Origin of the sequence: Kutzneria chonburiensis (assembly GCF_028622115.1) — a bacterium.
GTDB classification, from domain to species: domain Bacteria; phylum Actinomycetota; class Actinomycetes; order Mycobacteriales; family Pseudonocardiaceae; genus Kutzneria; species Kutzneria chonburiensis.
In genome coordinates, this window is record NZ_CP097263.1 from 6,976,327 (window position 1) to 6,995,239 (window position 18,913).

General features: G+C 67.7%; 18 protein-coding genes and 1 tRNA gene. 7 read left to right on the forward strand and 12 right to left on the reverse strand.

Annotated elements, in window-relative coordinates:
- Window positions 1-34: 34 nt before the first annotated feature.
- From M3Q35_RS31970 to M3Q35_RS32000, 7 genes are all read right to left on the reverse strand, one after another.
- Window positions 35-1,255: an MFS transporter gene (locus M3Q35_RS31970; protein WP_273936253.1), complete on the reverse strand. Its 1,221-nt coding sequence runs from the start codon at window positions 1,253-1,255 to the stop codon at window positions 35-37.
- A 42-nt stretch (window positions 1,256-1,297) separates the two neighbouring features.
- Window positions 1,298-2,797 (reverse strand): LCP family protein, encoded by a 1,500-nt coding sequence (locus tag M3Q35_RS31975; protein ID WP_273936254.1) that lies wholly within the window; start codon window positions 2,795-2,797, stop codon window positions 1,298-1,300.
- 153 nt (window positions 2,798-2,950) lie between these two features.
- Complete coding sequence (locus M3Q35_RS31980) at window positions 2,951-3,865, reverse strand: ornithine cyclodeaminase family protein (RefSeq protein WP_273936255.1); 915 nt, start codon at window positions 3,863-3,865, stop codon at window positions 2,951-2,953.
- A 31-nt stretch (window positions 3,866-3,896) separates the two neighbouring features.
- Window positions 3,897-4,607, reverse strand: a complete 711-nt coding sequence (locus tag M3Q35_RS31985) for a polysaccharide deacetylase family protein (RefSeq protein ID WP_273936256.1) — start codon at window positions 4,605-4,607, stop codon at window positions 3,897-3,899.
- Window positions 4,604-6,286, reverse strand: coding sequence for an MGDG synthase family glycosyltransferase (locus tag M3Q35_RS31990; protein WP_273936257.1), 1,683 nt, complete (start codon window positions 6,284-6,286; stop codon window positions 4,604-4,606). The genes M3Q35_RS31985 and M3Q35_RS31990 overlap by 4 nt, the downstream gene beginning before the upstream one ends.
- 90 nt (window positions 6,287-6,376) lie before the next feature.
- The gene (locus tag M3Q35_RS31995; RefSeq protein WP_273936258.1) at window positions 6,377-7,231 is read right to left on the reverse strand and encodes an alpha/beta fold hydrolase; all 855 of its coding nucleotides are present in this window, start codon (window positions 7,229-7,231) and stop codon (window positions 6,377-6,379) included.
- A 59-nt stretch (window positions 7,232-7,290) separates the two neighbouring features.
- On the reverse strand, window positions 7,291-9,981 hold the full coding sequence (locus M3Q35_RS32000; protein WP_273936259.1) for an ATP-binding protein: 2,691 nt from the start codon (window positions 9,979-9,981) through the stop codon (window positions 7,291-7,293).
- 287 nt (window positions 9,982-10,268) lie between these two features.
- Here M3Q35_RS32000 and M3Q35_RS32005 point away from each other — a divergent pair.
- Both M3Q35_RS32005 and M3Q35_RS32010 read left to right on the forward strand, forming a co-directional pair.
- Window positions 10,269-10,341, forward strand: a tRNA-Lys gene (locus M3Q35_RS32005).
- 361 nt (window positions 10,342-10,702) lie between these two features.
- A complete protein-coding gene (locus tag M3Q35_RS32010) occupies window positions 10,703-11,695 on the forward strand; it encodes an IS481 family transposase (protein WP_273936260.1) in 993 nt (330 codons plus the stop codon).
- A 171-nt stretch (window positions 11,696-11,866) separates the two neighbouring features.
- On the opposite strand, the gene M3Q35_RS32015 is transcribed toward M3Q35_RS32010, so the two are convergent.
- Window positions 11,867-12,106, reverse strand: coding sequence for a hypothetical protein (locus M3Q35_RS32015; RefSeq protein ID WP_273936261.1), 240 nt, complete (start codon window positions 12,104-12,106; stop codon window positions 11,867-11,869).
- Window positions 12,090-12,326, reverse strand: coding sequence for a hypothetical protein (locus M3Q35_RS32020; protein WP_273936262.1), 237 nt, complete (start codon window positions 12,324-12,326; stop codon window positions 12,090-12,092). Before M3Q35_RS32020 ends, M3Q35_RS32015 begins: the two co-directional genes overlap by 17 nt.
- A 199-nt stretch (window positions 12,327-12,525) precedes the next feature.
- On the opposite strand from M3Q35_RS32020, the gene M3Q35_RS32025 reads away from it, so the two are divergent.
- Entirely contained in the window at window positions 12,526-13,350 is an 825-nt protein-coding gene (locus M3Q35_RS32025) for a DUF5919 domain-containing protein (RefSeq protein ID WP_273936263.1), read from the forward strand.
- On the forward strand, window positions 13,284-13,754 hold the full coding sequence (locus tag M3Q35_RS32030) for an NUDIX hydrolase (RefSeq protein ID WP_273936264.1): 471 nt from the start codon (window positions 13,284-13,286) through the stop codon (window positions 13,752-13,754). Before M3Q35_RS32025 ends, M3Q35_RS32030 begins: the two co-directional genes overlap by 67 nt.
- On the opposite strand, the gene M3Q35_RS32035 is transcribed toward M3Q35_RS32030, so the two are convergent.
- A complete protein-coding gene (locus tag M3Q35_RS32035; protein ID WP_273936265.1) occupies window positions 13,742-14,290 on the reverse strand; it encodes an HD domain-containing protein in 549 nt (182 codons plus the stop codon). The two genes, M3Q35_RS32030 and M3Q35_RS32035, sit on opposite strands and share 13 nt — an antisense overlap.
- Before the next feature lie 481 nt (window positions 14,291-14,771).
- Between M3Q35_RS32035 and M3Q35_RS32040 the strand changes: the two genes are divergently transcribed.
- The 3 genes from M3Q35_RS32040 to M3Q35_RS32050 all read left to right on the forward strand — a co-directional run bounded on the left by M3Q35_RS32040 (window position 14,772) and on the right by M3Q35_RS32050 (window position 17,568).
- A complete protein-coding gene (locus M3Q35_RS32040) occupies window positions 14,772-16,079 on the forward strand; it encodes a hypothetical protein (RefSeq protein ID WP_273936266.1) in 1,308 nt (435 codons plus the stop codon).
- Between the two features lie 414 nt (window positions 16,080-16,493).
- A complete protein-coding gene (locus tag M3Q35_RS32045) occupies window positions 16,494-17,162 on the forward strand; it encodes a DUF433 domain-containing protein (RefSeq protein WP_273936267.1) in 669 nt (222 codons plus the stop codon).
- Between the two features lie 49 nt (window positions 17,163-17,211).
- A complete protein-coding gene (locus M3Q35_RS32050; RefSeq protein WP_273944537.1) occupies window positions 17,212-17,568 on the forward strand; it encodes a PIN-like domain-containing protein in 357 nt (118 codons plus the stop codon).
- A 371-nt stretch (window positions 17,569-17,939) separates the two neighbouring features.
- On the opposite strand, the gene M3Q35_RS32055 is transcribed toward M3Q35_RS32050, so the two are convergent.
- Both M3Q35_RS32055 and M3Q35_RS32060 read right to left on the reverse strand, forming a co-directional pair.
- Window positions 17,940-18,458, reverse strand: coding sequence for a GNAT family N-acetyltransferase (locus tag M3Q35_RS32055; protein WP_273936268.1), 519 nt, complete (start codon window positions 18,456-18,458; stop codon window positions 17,940-17,942).
- 24 nt (window positions 18,459-18,482) lie between these two features.
- A complete protein-coding gene (locus M3Q35_RS32060) occupies window positions 18,483-18,869 on the reverse strand; it encodes a hypothetical protein (RefSeq protein WP_273936269.1) in 387 nt (128 codons plus the stop codon).
- Window positions 18,870-18,913 lie beyond the last annotated feature (44 nt).

The window sequence follows — 18,913 nt, forward strand, 5'->3', positions numbered from 1 at the left end:
TCGTGGCTGCCTTTCCTCGGCTGGTTTCACCCCATCAGCTGACGGAAGGCGAGCGATCGTCGTAGCGGATGAAGCCCCGCAGCCCGGCCGAGCCCAGCACCGCGACCACACAGGCCAGGCCGCCGGTCCAGATCGCCGGCCGGACACCGACCAGGCTGGCCATACCGCCGGCGCGGATCTGCGACAGCTGCGGGCCGAGGGTGTAGCTGAGCAGCTCGATGCCGGCCAGCCGGCCGCGCAGGTGGTCGGGAATGGTCTGATTCCACATGGTGCTGCGGAAAAGCCCGCTCACCATGTCCGCGGCTCCTGCTACCGCAAGGAAAACCAGGACCAGCCAGACCGGTGTCGACCAGCCGGCGCCGGCCATGGCCAACCCCCACACGCCGGCGGCAATCGCGACCATCAGGCCATGCCGGTGCACCTTCGACGTCCAGCCGCTGGTGAGGGTCACGGCCAGGCCGCCGACGGATGTCGCCGCGTACATCAGGCCCAGGGCCCACGGCGCGCCGAGTTCGTCGGCCAGGAAGGGGAAAAGGGCGTTGGGCATGGCCAGGATCATCGCCGCCAGGTCCACCAGGTACGTGCCCAGCAGCTCCTGCCGACTTCCCGCGTAGCGCAAGCCTTCCAGGATGCCACGCAGCGACGGCTTGTCCGCATCGGACGGTGGCGGCACGGCTTTCAGTTGTGCCAGCAGGGAAAGCGCGATGGCGAACGAGACGATGTCGCACGTGTAGGCGGTGGAGACGCCGAAGGTGGCGGCGATCAGGCCGCCGATCGCCGGGCCGACGATCGCGCCGACGCTGAACCGCATGGAACTCAACGCGATCGCGGCCGTCAGCTGATCACGCGGCACGATCCGCGGCAGCAAGGCGTCCAGCGACGGCCGTTGCAGCCCGTCCAAAGCCGCGGCCACCGCGGCCACGGCGTAGATCAGCCACAGCATCGGGTGCGGCAGCAGGGAATTGGCCAGCAGCAGCGACGACATCAGCCCGAGACCGGCTTCCGCCAGCAGCACGATCTTGCCGCGGTCCACGGCATCGGCCAGCGCGCCGCCGTACAGGCCGAACACGATCATTGGCACCAGCTCGACCAGGCCCATGGCCCCGACCGCGAGGTACGAGCCGGTGAGTTCCTTGATCTGCAACGGCACCGTCACGTACGTGATGAAGCTGCCCAGCACCGAGACCGCGCCCGACGACCACAGCAGCCGGTAGTCGCGCGAGGTCCGCCACGGACGGAGGTCCAGAACAGTCACGAAGGGTCATGCTGACCGCAGTCAGCGGCCGAGCGCCACCGATTAAGGGATGCAGGTGACGCCGCTGGCGTCGATCTGGGGGCGGTCCGGGGTCACCGTGGTGGTGGCCGGCGGGGCCAGCTGGAGCTGCCCGGCGCCGGCCACGCCCTGGGCCTCACCGGAGCCGGGGCCGTGATAGGCGTTGCCCAGCAGTACCAGCACGTGCCCCGGGCTCAGCGAGGAGTTGACCGCCATCGGCAGGTCGCCGAGCGCGGTCGCCACCTGCTGGGCAGCGGCCTTGTCCGCGGCGGCGTACTGGACCAGCGAGGTGGGCCGCTTGGCCGGAGCCGTCAGGACATCGCCCTTGGTGTAGCCCTGGCCGACCATGTACGTCGACACGCGACCGGCCAGGCCGCTCATCGTGCTGGCGTTGCTCACGTCCACGGTGATCGCCGCGTTGGCGCCGGTCGCGGCGGAGGTCGTGGTCGGCGCGGCGCTGGTCGCCTGCTTGCCGACCTTGCTGAACAGCGCCTTCACCCACGCCTGCACGTCGCTCGGCGTCACGATCACCACGTCGGCCCCGCCGACCTTGCCGTCGACATTGGTCACCGGCATGGTGTTGAAGGTGATGCTGCCGCCGGACAGGCCCTGCATCTCGCCGGCGAACTCCAGCAGCTGCCAGCCGGAGTCCACCACAACGGCGTTCTGCACCGCCTTGACGATGGTGTCCAGCCGGCTCGGGTTGGTCAGCACGCCGGTGGACAGCATCTGGTGGGCCAGCGAGGCCAGGAAGGCCTGCTGCCGGTGCTCGCGGTCGAGCTCGTTGATCAGGCCGTGCCGCTGCCGCACGAACTGCAGCGCGGTCACGCCCTGCACGGTCTGCTGGCCGGCCTTGAACCGGGCGCCCGTCATGTCGTCGTAGGTGTCCTTGAGCAGGCACACCGGCACGCCGCCGACGGCGTCGCTGATCTGCGCGAAGCCGTACAGGTTGACCTCGGCGTAGTGGTCGATGGTCACGCCGGTGAGCTGCTCGACGGTCTGCACGGTCTTCTTGCGGCCGCCGTCCATGCCGGCCAGCGTCAGCTTCTTCTTGTCGCTCTCGCCGCGCCGCTGCGCGTCCTGCTTGGCCTCGTTGAAGCCGTAGCCGAAGGCCGCGTTGATCTTGTCCTTGCCGTTCTCGCCGACGATGCTGACCCACGAGTCACGGGGGATGGAGAAGGCCGAGGCGGCGGTGCCGTCGCCCGGCACGTGCACCACGATCAGGGTGTCCGACTCGATCTCGCCGTCGTCCGGACCGGCGTGCAGCGAGGCCAGCAGGTTCGGGTCGAGCGGGTCGCCGTGGGCGTCGGTCCGGCTGTCCATGCCGACCAGCAGGATGTTCATGTCCTGGCCCGGCGTCTTCGGCGTGGTCTTGCTGTCGATCACGTCCGCGTGCTGCACGCCCGCTTCCGCGTTGGTCACCGTCGACCAGCCGTAGTACGTGGTGCCCAGCACGAGCACCGACACCGCGGCCAGCACGCTCTTGCCGCCGATCAGGGCGATCCGCGCGCCTGTGCCCACCATGGAACAACCCACCCCTTCGCCGAACCCACGCCCGCACCACCGGAACTCTTCCGGTCCCCGAATGCTGTATCAGACGCCGTCCGGACCAGGCAGGTTGCAATGCGCCAGGCTACATGGCGGGCCGGACGCCCCCGGCCCGTTCGACGAACGGTTCTAGGCCGAGGGTACAGAGGTGTGCACGACGGCCGCGGTGGCGAGGTCGGCAATGGCCGTGCCGATCGACTTGAACACGGTGACCTCGCCCTGGTCCAGCCGCCCGGCGACGGTGCCGGCGCACAGGTCGAACAGGGTGCCGCGGACCTTCGGCGAGATGCCCGCCGCGGCCGGTTGGGCCAGGTCGCCGGACTCGCCCATGGCCGTGGACGTGTCGAGGAAAACCGACGCGTCGGCGATGAGAGCGTCGTCACCTTCCCTGGTGTACGGCGTGAAGCTCCCCGCGAGATGCACGAAAGTGCCGGGTTTCACCCACGCCCCGGGCAGCACCGGCTTCGAGGTGGCCACTGTGGCGCACACCACTGCGTCGGCGACGGCCAGCGCCGCCGGCAGATCTGTGACGGCCGCCACCATCACGCCGTCGCAGACGAAGCCCGGACCGTCCCCGAGCACCAGCAGCCGTTCGAGGTCGAACACTGCCTGATAGGCCTGTGCGGTTGCCCGGGCGTACCGGTCCTCGCCGATCACCAGCAGGGTCCTGATATCCGGACGGGCGAGGTAGCCGGCGGCGAGTGCGGAGACCCCGGCCGTGGCCCGGCGGGTCAGCTCGCCACCGTCCATGACGGCCAGCGGATGCCCGGTTCGTCCGTGCGACAGCAGGTACGTCGAGGAGAACGACTCCAGGTCGGCGAGCACGTTGCGAGGAAAGACCGTGCTCACCTTGACGCCGAGGTAGTTCCGGGTCCACGAGGCGCCGATCAGCATGGTGGCGTCGAGCTCGTTGTCCACCCGATGCCGGTGCCGCTGCGGCGCGACGGTGGCCCGCTGCCCGTGGGCGAACGCGGTGCGCAGGGTCGGCACGAGCACGTCGAACGACAGCAGCTCGCCGATCCTTGCCGCGTCAACGGTCAGCACCGCTCGGTGACCCCCGGTTTTCGGGTCTCCCTCAGTTCACCTGATGTGACCGCAGCGGCCCGATCTTCAGACCCCGATGGTCGCACTCGGCGAAGATGCGCGGCAATGCGCCCAAGGTCGCCGCCCACGAACCCGGCACGGAAGTGCAGTCCGAGTCGTGCAACAGGACGGTGCCGCCGCCGTGCAGGCTCTTGGCCACGTTCTCGTAGACGTAGTCAGGGGTGGCGCGTTTTTCCCAGTCCCGGCCCCAGGAAGTCCACAGCACGGTCTTCATGCCCAGGCGGCGGGCGGTGATCGCGGCGGCCGTGGACAGCACTCCGTACGGCGGCCGGTACCAGCGCGGGATCACGCCGGTCGTCTCGGCGATGTACTCGTAGGCGCGGGTGATGTCGTCGCGGGTGCTCAACGGCCCGCGCAGCACCAACATCCGATGTTCCCACCCGTGCACCGCGATCTCGTGTCCGGCGGCGACGATCTCCTTGCCCAGCTGGGGGTTTCGGACCAGTTCCTGGCCGAGCAGGAAGAACGTGGCATGCACGTTCTGCTTGGCCAGCACGTCGAGAAACCGTGGCGTGGCAACGGGATGCGGCCCGTCGTCGATGGTAAGCGCGACCCGCGTCTGCTCGCCGACGCCGCTGAGGCCGGGCGCGACACGACGCCGTAACGGGGCCGAGGCCAGCACCGACGGCAGCGCGTGGGCGACGACTGCGGCGCCTACGCCGGCCAGCAGGGGACGGATCATGCCGACAGCTCCTCGATCGACGCCTCCCGGACCGCGTGCCGGTGCGCCACCGCGGCCAGGGCATCCAGCGTGGCGTCGAGGTCGCAGTCCGGCGTCGACTCGACCAGGATCACGCCGCGCATCCCCCGCCGCATGGCCGCGCCGCAATGCACGGTCGCCGCCGGCACGATGATGTGTTCCCGGTGCAGCGCAACGATTCCCAGGTCGACCGGGTCCAGCTTGCCGCTGCTGACCATGAGCCGCGGCGACCGGCCGGTGACGGCGGCGACGCCGGCCGCGACCTGGCCGATGGCCGCCCGGCCGGTGAAAACGCCGGGCTCGTACAGGGTTCCGTCGGCCGCGTTGACGATTGTGATGTCCGCCTTGGCCAGTGCCCGCACGGTTTCCGGCTGGGCGTGCAGGACCGTCGTGCTCACCGCGGCGGCACCGTGCGCGGCGGCCAGTTTTTTGATGGTCCGCGGCGACATCGGCCGCGTGCTGTCCACGGCGACCAGGATGTAGACCGCGCCGCCGCGGCGGCTGGCCGGCCCGATCGAGCCGCCGGCCACCCCGAGGCTGATCGCCACCGTGGCCAGCCACAACACGACCACGGTGGCCGCGGCGGTCAGCGCCATCCGCCGGCGCGAGCGACGGGCCGGTTCCCGTTGGGGCAGCTCGGCATCCAGCGTGGCGGCCGGGCAGGTCGCTGACAGCTTCGCCTTGGTCGGCCGCGCGGTCAGTGCTTCGGCGAGGTCCCGTTCGTCACGGATCCACGGCACCAGGCCGGCTTCGTCGAGGGCGGCGGCGTTGGTGCGGCCGTGCCCGGCCAGGCAGCGGTAGGTGATCACCGGCAGCCCGGTGGCCAACGCCTCCAGCGAGCTCAGGCCGCCGGCGTTCTGCACGACGATGTCGCACGCGCGCATCAGCGTCGGCATGTCGTCGATCCAACCCAGCGCGATGCCGTGAGCAAGGTCCCGGCGCAGTGTCTCGTTCTGTCCGCACAGCACGACCGGCGTCGCCATCCCGGTCTCGGCGATTTCCCTTGCCGTGTCGGCAATGTCGCCGACGCCCCAGGAGCCGGCGGCGACCAGCGCGAGCCGGCCCTCGCTCGGCAGCCCGAACTTCTCCCGTGCCGCTTGACGTTCGGCGTCGTCGGCGGCCGGCCGGAACGCGGGACCGACGGCCGGGCCGGTCACGATGACGCGCTTCGCGCCCAGCCGGCGGGCCTGCTCGGCCGCGACTTCGTGCAATGCGATGTGCAGATCCACGTGCCGCGCGACCCAAAGCCGGTGCACGGACAGGTCGGTGAGGTACGTGACCACCGGAACGGTCACGCGACCCTTGCGCCGCATGCCACTCAACGTCTGACTGGGCAAGGGATGCGTGGAGACGACCAGATCGGCGCCGGCGACCACCCGGCGCAGCGGGCGACTGGTCACCGCGAACAGCAGGCAGATCAGCCGGGCGAACAGGCGTGACCGTTGCAGCAGGCCGAGCAGGACGTCCCAGCTGCGCGGCACGGACAGCAGTTGCCGCAGGTAGGCCGCGCCGAGCCGGCGTCCGAGCGAACCCGGCAGCATGTCCAGATAGTCGTGGATGTCCACGGTGTGACCGCGCTCGGTCAGCCGGCGCGCCAGCTCCCGGGCCGCGCCGTCATGACCGGCGCCGACGCCGGCGGACACGATGACGACCCGGTTCACCCATCTCCAGTCTCGCAAGGAATCCCGGTCACGACCGACCGTTGGCCAGGAGACTAGCGAATTCCGGATCTTGGCGTGAGTTGACCTCGGCTAGCCGGCGGCGGCGTGACTGTGGTCGACCGTGCGCCACCACATGTCCAGATGCCGCCGCAGCACCCCGTTGAACAGGCCCGTTCGGCGCTGCACCGCGTGACCGGCCGACTCCACCGGCACCAGCCAGCCGTCGGCCGCCTCGACCAGGACCTCAGCGGTACGCCACAACGCGCCGCCGAACACCGTGCGCTCGCCCGCGTCGTGCTCAGGGCCCTCCCGGCCGCCGATGACCACCGTCATCATCGTGGACAGCGCGGTGACCGCGGCCGCGTCCAGCGGGGCCAGGCAGGCCGGCGTCTCCTTGCGGGCCGCCTCCGCGCAGCGCTCCGGCACCTCCAGCCGTGGCGGCTCCAGATATCCCAAGGTGGTCTGGTACGCCCGGAGGAACTCGGGGCCGTCCAGCAGGCAGCTCTGGTCGTGCAGCTCGACGAACTTGCCGGCCAGGTCCTCGACCAGCGAGCTCCCTTCGACCAGTTGGAACAAGGGCGGCTCGACCAGCACGATCGAGGACACCAGGGCCGGCGCCAGCTGCGCGGCCAGCAGCGCGCCGGCGGCCGAGCAGCCGGCCGCGACCAGATGGGTGGGGCCGTTGCGGCCCAACACCTCCAGCAGCATCCGGGCGTCCGAGGTCCAGCCGGCGGTGGACGCCGGGTCGGTGATGGCGTAGCCGGGGCGGTCCACGATGCCGAGGCACATGTCGTCGGCCAGCTGCAACTGGCCCAGCCAGCTCGTCGACCCGGTCATCGCGATGTCGTGCAGCAGCAGCACGCGGGGTTGATCCGGTGAGCCCAGCCACAGCACGGCGCCCGGGTCGTCGGCCAACGAGCCGGGCTCGGGGTCGGCGTGGCGCACCGTCCACCTCCTGTTCGCTTTGTTGCTGGCGGTAGATACCGCTGCCGGCTGCGGACAGTTCAATCCTCGTTCTGGCTGGCCAGCACCCGGGCCACGCCGGCACGGTTGGTCACGCCGAGCTTGGCGAAGATGTGCGTCAGGTGCGTCTCCACCGTCCGCACGCTGAGCACGAGCTTCTCGGCGATCTGCTGGTTGGTGCTGCCGGCGCAGACCAGCTCGGCGACGTCCAGCTCGCGCGGGGACAGCGTGTTGGCCAGCGAGCCCGTGTGCGGCACGCGGACCCCGAGCCGGCGCTGCTCGCGCACCGCCGTGGCGTGCAGTTCCGCCGCCTCGCAGGCGTTGAACATGGCCGCCGCCGCTTGAAGTTCACGTAGCGCCTCGTCGCGACGGGCGACGCGGGCCAGGCAGGTGCCGGCCGTCAGCCGGGCCGTGGCCTCCCACAGCGGCATGCCGATCCGCTCCGCCGCCGCGGCCGCGCTCAGCGCCTTGTCGGCGTCGTTGTCCGCGTAGGCCGCGGCCAGGTCGCGGAAGACGACGTCGATGTCCAGCCGGCCGTCGGCCAGGTTGGCCGCCGCATCGGCCCAGTGGCGGGCCCGTTTCGGGTCGGCCTTGGCCAGCAGGCAGCAGCTGACCAGCCGGGTGTACGGGTCGATCTCGGCCAGCCGCGGCTGGATCTCCTCGACCGCCTTGGCGTGGTCGCCGGCGTGCACCTGGGCCAGCAGCAGCTGGTTGCGGGCCAGCGAGGCCAGCGCCGGGTGACCGTCGCCGATCGCCGCGACAGCCCGTCTGCCGGAGCGGATCGCCGTCGAGTGCTGGCCGCGCCAGCTCTGTAGCTGGCACCAGACGCCCAGCAGCGCGCCGCGGATGCTGGACTGCGGCTGCATCGACTCCAGCGCCTCCTCCACCGCGGCGAGGCCGTCGGTGATCCGGCCGGCGACCACGTAGGCGAAGGCCAGGCCGTGCAGCAGCTGCGGCAGGAAGTAGCGGTGGTCGTGATCCCGGGCCAGCTCAACGGCCTTGGTGAAGTGCCTCAGGGCCAGCGTCTGCTCGCCGATCAGCACCTCGGCCCAGCACAGCATGTGGATCGCCGGCAGCCAGGACAGGAACTCGTCGTCGTCGCTGGCGTCGACAAGCCGCGCGGCCGCCCTGACCGTCTCCGCCGCCTGGAAACGGTTGCCCTCCACCGTTTTCACGTACGCGTGCAGTGCGGCGAAGGGGACCGTCCAGCGGTTGCGGTCGTCCTCCGGGGCCGCGTCCAGGAATGGCTTCGCCGTGCGGGCCTCGCCCCGCATCGCCGCGTCCAGCACCAGTTGCAGGCGCAGCGCCGGGGCATCCGGCTGGCGGTTCAGTTCCGACGTCAGCAGCAGGCGGGCCCAGTCCTGCTCGCCGCGCAGTTGGGCCAGCAAGGCCGCGAAGGCCGCCACCGGCGCGCGTTTGGGGTGGTCCTCGGCCATCGTCTTCAGCACGGCCCCGAAGGTCTCCAGCGCCGGCATGATCCGGCCGCTGATGCCCTGGCAGAAGGCCAGTTCCGTGCGGATGTCGATGTCGTCCTCGGTGGCCAGGTGGCGCGCCGCCTCGTACCAGCTGGCCGCCGTCGTCGGCTGGTTGGTGGCGATGGACCGGGCCGCGGCGACGAGGGTTTTCACCGCCTCCTGATCACCGTACTTCGCCGAGCGGAGAACGTGTTCCGCCCTTCTGACCGCCGGCGCGCCGACCTTCGCCAAGTAGGCCGCGATGCGGGCGTGGGCACCATGGCGCCAGCCGGCGGCCGCCGAGTCGTAGGCCACTTGGCGCACCACGCAGTGCCGGAACCGGAACCGCCCCGAGCCCTCGACCTCCCTGAGCACGTCCCGCGCCACCAGGTCGTCAAATGCTTGCAGGACAACATGTTCAGGCACCTCGGCGACGTGCGCGATGACCGACGGCTCGAACGTGTCGCCGGCCACCGCGGCTGCTTTGGCCACCAGCGCTTCCATCGGGCCCAGGCCCGCCAGCTCCTCGGCCAGCGTCGCCTTCGCCGACTCCGGCAGCTCCGTTCGGTCCTTCGTCGGACGGGTTCGGGCCAGCGTGTCCAGGTAGAACGGGTTCCCGCCGCTCGCGTCGTACAGGCGTTGCCTCGTGTGCGGGCTCATCGCCGTGCCCAGCAGCTGGTCCGCGTCCGCCTTGGACAGCGGGCCCAGCTCGATCCTCGTCGCGTGGTCGGCCAGGGCCCTGGACAGGCGGAACGACACCTGGTTCGGCCGGTAGGCCAGGACCAGCAGCATCGGCGCCGGCAGCGGGTGGCGGACCAGGTAGTCCACCAGTTCGATCGTCGCGTCGTCCGCCCAGTGCACGTCGTCCAGCACCACCGTCGCCGGCGCCAGTTCCCTCAGCAGCGACCTCATCGCCCGGTACAGGCGGGGCTTCACCACCTCTTGCGCCGGCTTCTTCGACAGCACCGGGAAGGCCGTCGCCAGCAGTTGCGTCTCCGCTTCGCTCAGCTTGTCCGCCAGCGTCGCGTCCACCCGGTCCACCAGCGCGTCCACCAGCGGGGCGAACGGGACCTCCCGCTCCGACTCCACCGCTCGGCCTTTGAGCACCAGCCGCTTCCTGGTGAACTCCGCCAGCAGCCTCGTCTTGCCCGCCCCCGGCTCCCCCACCACTTCCACCAGCCGAAACGCCGTGCCGGCCTGCGCGGCGACGTCATCAAGCAGCACCAGCTCCGCCGCCCTACCCACCAGCGGGCGGCGTTGGTTGTCGAGGTGGTCCACGCCAACCTCCGTCCGCCGCCGATCCCTTCGCCAGTCAAGAGCCCGCCCCAGCCGGCTGGATACCCCCGGCCGCACCTGACCGTGCATATGCACGCCGCTGTCCAGGATGATCCGCCCAGGCCGTCAGGACAACGCCGCCCCGCCGGCCACTCCATGCAACCATTTGATCACCCTCGGTATCAACCGCCCCATCGCCGCTGATCACCCGATCGCGCACACGTTGTGGCGGGGGCGACACCCCGGTACTCCGGCAGACCCTCACGTCGAGGCGCTATCGTGTGGACCATGGGCCGTTAGCTCAATTGGTAGAGCTGCGGACTTTTAATCCGTAGGTTCTGGGTTCGAGCCCCAGGCGGCCCACTCGCGAGTGGGCGAGGCGTGCGGAGCGGCTTCGCCGCTCTCGCCGCCTCGCTCGTTGTGTTTTGTGGGGGCCCGGCCCCCACGCCCCACGACGGGGCTTCGCCCCGGACCCCAAGGCGGGGTGGCGGATGGGATCTTCGTCGCCCACCGTGCGCCCGACGCTTCAGCGGACCGCCGGTGGCTTCAGGACCACCACGTGCCCCAAAGCCCTTGGCCCGTCCCTTTGGGACAGTTTCGCCTAGGTGTACTGCCTTGGGAGGTTGCGAACGGGCAGACACGTGAACCGATGATCTTGAAATGAGGGAAGGCCTCCAGGTTCGGTGTGGATTGCGACGTCTACACCGAGCGCCCGGAGGCCCTCATGCCCCACCGTAACGCACCCTTGACCGAGCTGGGCAGGCTGCGGCTGGCCCGCTGCGTCGTGGACGACGGTTGGCCACTGCGACCAGCGGCCGACCGGTTCCAGGTCTCGGTCAGCACCGCTCAACGCTGGGCGCGGCGCTACCGCCAACTCGGTGCCGCTGGCATGGTCGACCGGTCCTCCCGTCCTCGCACCAGCCCTGGCCGTACCCCTACCCGCACCGAACGCCGCATCATCAAGGTCCGCGTACTACGCCGCTGGGGACCGGCCCGCATCGCCTACCTGCTCGGCCTGAACCCGGCTACGGTGCACCGGGTGCTGCGTCGCTACGGCCTGGCTCGCCTGACGCATCTGGACCGCGCCACCGCGCACCCCATCCGCCGCTACGAACGCGACGCTCCCGGCGACCTGATCCACGTCGACATCAAAAAGCTGGGCAACATCCCCGACGGCGGCGGTCACCGGGTGCACGGCCGTCAGATCGGCGGCCGCAACAGCCAACGCACCGCCACCGCGACCCGCAGCGCCTACCGCAACCCCTTGCTAGGCTACGGATTCCTGCACAACGCGATCGATGATCACTCCCGTCTGGCCTACACCGAGATCCTGCCCGACGAGACCAAGGAAACCGCCGCCGCGTTCTGGCAGAGGGCGCAGACCTTCTTCCACACCAACGGAATCACCGTCAAACGGGTACTCACTGACAACGGGTCCTGCTACCGCTCACGACTCCGGCGCGACACCCTGGCCGCCGCAGACATCACCCACAAACGCACCCGCCCCTACCGGCCCCAGACCAACGGCAAAGTGGAACGATTCAACCGCACCCTGCTCGACGAATGGGCCTACGCCCGCCCCTACCGGTCCGAGACCGAACGCCGCCAGGCCCTGCCGCAGTGGCTACACACCTACAATCACCACCGCGGCCACACCGCGCTCAAGGGCCTACCCCCAGCCAGCCGCGTTCCCAACCTCACGGGTCAGAACACCTAGGTCAGCCCCGCTCCGTCGGGAACGGCACCAGCCGTCCGCACACTGGAAGCAGCGGACAACCCGCACATGGGTCGGCAGGCTCGTGCCGGAAGCCGGCCCATCGCACCTGAAGCCACCGCGCGCCCGGCAAGCCGGCGACGAGTCCCAGCGCTGAACCGAGCAGGAAGCCGGTCACCGCTCCACTCTGTCGGCCCGCATCCAGGCCACGTGATCACCGAACTGCGTAACCAACCGCAGCGTCAGCAGCGCGGCGACCTCGGTGCTCAGCAGAAGGCGGAACTGCTCGTCCCCGTCCCGGAACAGCAGCGAGACGTGGTGCTCGCTCATCTCCTCGACAGTCAGCGACGCCTTCGGCGAGGCCACCTGAGCGACGAGCGGCGGGCCTCCGAAGTCGTCAATGAGAACCAGCATTGCCGCCCCCTTTGCTACGTCCCACCGCATCGAGCTCGGACCATCCCTGCTGGATCGCCCGCTCAAGGACGCCCAGCGCCGCGTAGTCGATGATCAGGGCGACCGGGAACGCGTTGCCAAGGCGGATCTCGATCCGATTCGCGTAGGACAGCGCCTGAGCGCGGATCGGCAGGTCGTCCGTGATGTGGACGTGCACCAGGTCCCGCTTGCCGCTGGTCACTGTGCCTCACGCACAGCCTCGGACATGTCGAACCCGCTTCGCTGTGTCTCTCGTGCCCATTGTGTCGCCTCCGGCTTTCAGGGTCGTTCTGACAACAACCACTTTCGACGGAAAGCGAGGACAGGAGCACCGCACAGCGGGACATCTACGGACGTCTCAGGTAGTTTGAAGTCGTCCCTACTCGTCCGAGAGGTCCGTTGTGGCGAAGGCGAACGACCGGCTACGAGACGCGCTGCTGCGCAACGGGCTGAATCTGGAGCACGTCTCGAACGCCATCGGCGTCGACCCGAAGACGGTGGAACGGTGGATCACCACCGGCCGCACGCCGTACCCGCGCCACCGTCACACCATCGCGTCGATGGTCCGCGAGACCGAGAACTACCTGTGGCCGGATGCCGTTGCGCCCGAACGGAAGTCCGAGATCGCCGAGTCCGAGGTCGTCCGGGTCTACCCGCATCGCAACTCGGTGCCGGCGGAGCTGTGGGACCGCCTGCTCAGCGACGCCAGCGAGCACATCGACATCCTTGTCCTCGCTGGACTGTTCCTCGTTGAGCGCCCGACCTTCGCCAAGGAGATCACGCGCAAGGCCAACGACGGAGCCAAGATCCGGTTCCTGTTCGGCGACCCAGCAGCGCGCGAAGTGGCCAAACGCAGCGAGGAGGAGCAGTTGGGCAAGGGCACTGTCGCCGCCCGTATCCGCAACGCGTTGGCCTTCGTCCGCCCGCTCTCCGCCGTCGCCGACGTCCAGATCAGGTTCCACAAGACCACGCTGTACAACTCCGTGTTCCGCTTCGACGACGAGATGGTCGTCAACACCCACGTGTACGGCTTCCCCGGAGCGCACGCGCCGGCCCTGCACCTACGGCGTCTGTCCTCGGGCGACTTGTTCGAGACCTATGCCGAGAGCTTCGAAACCGTCTGGGCCGCCGGCAAGCCCGCACCTTCTGAGGAGCCGAGTTGTCGCGCGTCGACCACTACAACGACCCGAACGCTCCCGAGGCCAACAGCATCCGCGTCGCCGTGAGCGCCTTCGTCCTGGACGACGCCGGTCGCCTCTTGATGATTCGCCGCACCGACAACGACCTGTACGCCATCCCCGGCGGCGGCCAGGAGGTAGGCGAGACGGTCGCTCAGGCCGTGGTCCGCGAGGTCGCCGAGGAGACCGGCATCGACGTCGAAGTGACCGACCTGATCGGCATCTACTCCAACCCCGCCCACGTGATCGCCTACGACGACGGCGAAGTCCGACAGGAGTTCTCCCTCTGCTTCCGCGCCACCCCCACCGGCGGGCAGCCGCGCACAAGCAGCGAGTCCAGCGAAGTCGAATGGGTCACCCGCGAGCGCCTGGACGAGCTCAACATCCACCCGTCGATCCGCTTGCGCATCGGCCACGGCTTCGAGGGGCGCCAGGCCCCCTACTTCACCTGATCAGCCAGTCGCTGTTCCGTCCGCTCGACCGCGCCCAGCAGCTCCGGCCACGCCCACCGCACGAAGCACGACACGATGTCTTCGGGTCCGTAGCGCTTCTGGATCTCCGCAACCCTGTCCGTGACCGTCGTCGGCTTCCCGTCCGGCGTCGTCGTCATGTCCGCCCACCACAGCGCATCCCGCAGCGCCGACTTCTCGTCCTCGAACTCCGCCAGCTCCGCCGACAGCCCCCGCAGCTCCGCCTCAAGCGGCGCACACGAGTGGTTCGCCACCAGCTTCACCAACCGCGCCGGCGCATCCGTGGTCCTCAGGTACCTCGCCCCGTCCAGCGGATGAAACCGTGTCGCCGCCAGCTCCGGGGCGTACCCGATGTCGTGCAGCACCGCCGCCGCCACCAGGAGGTCCCCCTCCTCGCCGAACAGCCCCCCGGCTTGCCGAGCCTTCTCCGCGACCCCCTGCACGTGAGCCCAGCGCCGAGGCAGTGACTCCGCCAGTCGATCACGCGCCACGTCCGTCGCCCACTCGCTCAGCAGCACGCGCCCAGCCTAGGGCCGCCCGTCTCCTCTCGTGCACCTGCGCCACAGCCCGCTGTGTTCACACTTTCTTCTCTTCATCAAGGCGGCCCCCTTGCGGGGGGCCGCTCGGCCGCTCGGTCGGGGCCCGGCTCCGCCACCCACCCGGCGTCCGCCGGCCCCCGCGAGCCGCATTGCAGAGAAAGACGTCCTCGCCGGACGGGCAGGCCAACAGGATGGCCGGGGAGCGTGAGCCAGCTGCGGTTCGGGAGGGGGCCTAGCTCCGCGCCATCCCGTCGACCTCCTCAAGGGCAATCACGCGCGTCAAGGGGGCCGTCCCAGCGCCCGCCGCCGGCTTGAACATAGGTGCCCCCTTGACACACGTGATCGGGCGAAGCCAGGTCGACGGGATGGCACGAGGCCCCTCACTTGCCTTTGAGGAGTAACGAGCCGCAGCACCGTCTCGATCTAACTTCGGAACATGTTTGTGGGCTGGGAGGAACGTATGTCGATCGATGATGGATACTGGCTGGAACGTTGGATGCGCGAGTTTGATATTAAATCCGTCGCCGACTACCGTCGAGCTACCCAGTCCCCGACAGTCGTGAAAGCTCTTTATCAAATCATTCCTTATCATGACGAGCAATGGAGTCAAGTTCCTAGCCTTGGCCCGTACGGCGTGATGGCAGGTCGCACTCTTGACCTGTCTGGCTCATTTCATCCACCCTGCCTCAATTGCTTTCGCAACGAATTGAAGCTACTCCTTAGTCGTACTGCTCATTATTTCCAGCACATTGCAGTCGGCGGCCCAATCGTCGACGCGGTGGCTCGAGGATTGGAAGCAAGGAGCCCCGACGTGCGCGCCCGCACGATTCGCGAGCTTCAGGACCACGTCGCCCTTTTGCTATATATCGACGAGATAGGCGCGCGCGATAAAATACGCTTCGTTACAAAACCAGCTACCTACTGCCAATCCTGTTATCGAAATTACGCACGCGAAGCCGGGATTACAATTTACGACGACGAACAGCAGTCGGCGGATGTAATAGCTAAGATTATAGAGACTTCGAAGTTTTCAACTGTACGCAACCGTGCCGGTAACTGGACGGCAAAGATTACCGGCCCAATGGTGACTGATCATGTTTTGGTTAGCGAGTACGGCCGCACTCGCCCAACCCGAGCTTACATGGCTCGCGAGGTCTTCGATTCAATCACCGTACCTGCCGTACAGGACTACATTACAGCTAAGCACTACACTCTACCTATCGTTGATATGTCCGAATTTGCATGGATGAAAACTATCCGAGGAGAGCGTTCTAGTAGCGCAGAGAGTGTGGCACTTGAAGTTGAACTTCCCGGGATTAACGGAATTGGTCTGCGGGAATTTTTGCAGATGCAACAAGAGGATGAAGCCAGCTACTTGAAGTTTCAGACGGCCGTTAGGACGGCCGTCCGCGAGGCGATAAAGCGTCACGAATCAAGATCGCCGAATGAGATTGCCCGAGCTGTTGTTGAGGAATATGTAAAACCAGAGATTGCCGATATCGAGCAAAAAATGCGGTCAGCTACCCGCAGCTTGTCCAAAAAGGTCGGCATTTCGGCAGTTGTAGGTACGACTGCCACTTCAATTGGCCTTATGGGGGCAATGCCTCTGGTGGTTACCGCCGGGGTAGGCGTCGTGGCCGCGTCGCTAACTCAAGTGTACAAGTATTTCGACGATAAGGCGACCGTCGAGTCGTCAGATATGTATTTTCTTTGGAAGGCAGGCAGGGTTAAGCATGACCCCACAGAGGTGTATCGTGATGAAATCTAACACGCCTCATCGTGAAAGGTCGATCTCACTTTACCCCTCATCTCAAAAATAGGGTAAACGATCACTTCGATCGCCTACTGTGGATATTTCGTTCGGAATCCTCGCAGGTTGCGGGATATGGCGACAGATACCAGGAGGCAGCAGATGCCACGAGGCAACGGCAAAGCAGACCTCGAACCTGTCAGGTCGTAGGTTGACCTTCAGTGGCACTCGCTCGGGCACCAGTTGGCCCCGCCGCCTGTGCAGAGCCGGCGCCCGATCGGCCGTCAGGGCTGTCCACAGGCCGTGGAGCTGGAGCCCTCGATGCATCCGAGGGCCCATGGAAAAGTCTGAGAGAGTGCTCGTTGCTTTGAGCTGGCGCTTGACGACCGACCTCGAGATACTGCATGTGCCACCGACTGGAGAAGGGACGCCGTGAACACCGACGTACGGTTCACCAGGCCGCTTCTGAGCATGGCCGACGCTGCGCGCCTTCTCGGCATCCCCCGGCAGACTTTCCATCGTTGGGCGCGAGGCTACGAGCGGGGTGGACCACTGCTCCACGTGGCAGATCCCGATAATCTGCGTCAAGCAAGCGTCCCGTTCATCGCACTCGCTGAGGCATGGGTACTAGAAGGGCTACGACAGGCCGGTGTACGACCACAGCGCATCCGGCCTGCGCTCGAGCGGCTACAGCGTGAGTTCGGCCGTGAGTACGTGCTCGTATCGCCCGCCCTAGGGACCGACGGGATCTCGGTTCTATGGGACTTCTCTAAGACAGAGGCTGGCGCAGGACTGATCGAGGGGGCGACCGGTCAGCAGGTGATACGCGAGATCGTCCAGGACTATCTGCGGTACGTCGGCTTCGGTGCCGACGGCTACCCGTCACATCTGGAACTGAAGGCGTTCGAGCCGACCAAGGTCGTGATCGACCCGCACCGTGCGTCAGGACAACCGGTGTTCACCGGTACAGGTGCGAAAGTCGCGAACGTGGCCGCGATGCTGAAGGCTGGTGAGGACCCTGCCATCGTTGCCGAGGAACACGGGGTCGGGATCGACGCCGTCCGGGCCGCCGCCCGCATCCTCCTTGGCCGCGCCGCCTGAGTTCTATCTTGACGAGAACGCCGTGACTCGGACGGTCCGACGCCTATTGGTGGAACTCGGATATCGAGTCCACACTCCAGGCGAGGTGTTCGGTACACGAGCTGAATCGCTTGGAGCCGACGACATCGAGTGGCTTGGCAAAATCGCACGAAGCGGTTGGGTGGTCCTCAACCGAGATTCAAAGATCATGGAGCGCCCGCACGAGCTCGCGGCGTATCGAGCAGCCAAGGTCCACATGTTCTACCTCCCAGGAGGGGCGACCCGTGATGCGCTCAAACACCTGGTCGAGGTGCATCTCCGCGATGTGATTGCGTATGCTTCGAACCGCACGCCTGAGGTCTGGCGTATCACCGAACGAGGCATCGCGCCGTTCGCACCAAGACAGCGGAGACCAAGACAGGCGTGAAAATCTTCCCGTGGCACATGACGCGGTGTACGCAGCCAGGGCAAGATTATCACCCGCTCTTACCCCGCGATTACAATGACAAAAGACCACTGACGACGGCCCATGACGGAGCCCGCACGCCAACGCTTTGTCAGCCGCCGCAAGGGAAATCGGCTCGATAGTAGACAACGGCAAGTGTGGATCATAAATCCGTAGGTTCTGGGTTCGAGCCCCAGGCGGCCCACTCGCGAGTGGGCGAGGCGTGCGGAGTGGCTTCGCCGCTCTCGCCGCCTCGCTCGTTGTGTTTTGTGGGGCCCGGCCCCCACGCCCCCACGCCGGGGCTTCGCCCCGAACTCCAAGTCGGGCCATCTGCACAGTGGAAGCAGTGGGGGTCACGGTCCGGTGCGGGTCAGGGTGTAGCCGAGCATCGGCCACACCTCACCCTTCGTCTCCTGTGACTTGTCGCGCTGCGGATCACGACGGTAGCCCGCGCGTAGTGCCACCTGCTGGGAGGCGACGTTGTCGCGGTGGGCACGCAGCCACACCTCGGTCAAGCCTACGTGCTGGAAGATCCAGGCGCTGAACAAGAACACGGCCCGCGTGGCCACGCCGTGGCCGCGTGCGTCGGCGGCCACCCAGTAGGAAATCTCCCCGGCGTGCCCGTCATGGTGCAGGGCAATGTTGCCAAGCCGGCGTGCGGTGGCCGAGTCGCAGATGAGGAAGCCCTCCTGGTCGCCGGCGGTGCGCAATCGAAGGATTGCGGCCAGGACCTGGGCGGCGTCCAGGGTCGGCGAGTCTGTGGTGAAACGCTGAATGAGCGGGTCACGCACACTCTCGGCGTACCAGCCCGCGTCCTCGTCGGCCCACTCACGAAGCCGAACCAGCCCGTCGTCGAGTCCGTGGTCACGCACCGAGAACCCCAATCGAGGGCGCGATCAGAAGCCGAAGGCGGAGGCGCTGACCGAGCGGGCGTAGTTGACCCGGGCGTTGTAGTCCGCCACCTGAGCGAGTGAGGAGACGGACAGCTGCGTGGTGTGCACGAACCCGGGCCCCTGCACGATCACCTGCACATATCCGGTCGTCTGAGTCTCCCTCGCCAGCAAGAAGAGAAGCCCTAGCAGGCAGAAGACCAAGAAGATGATCGTGCAGACGATGGCCCAAGGCGGGATCCGCTCGGTTGTCCGGGACATGTCGGTGAACATCCACTGCACGGTGCCTACCGGCCGGGCCCCGATCGGAGTCACCACCGTGGAGCCGGTGACTCCGATATCGCCGATCGTGACCAGCATCGGTTCCCCGGCAACGGGGTAGCCATAGCTCACAGTGGTGCCTCCAGATGACTCCGGTGTGTAGTCGAAGGGAACAG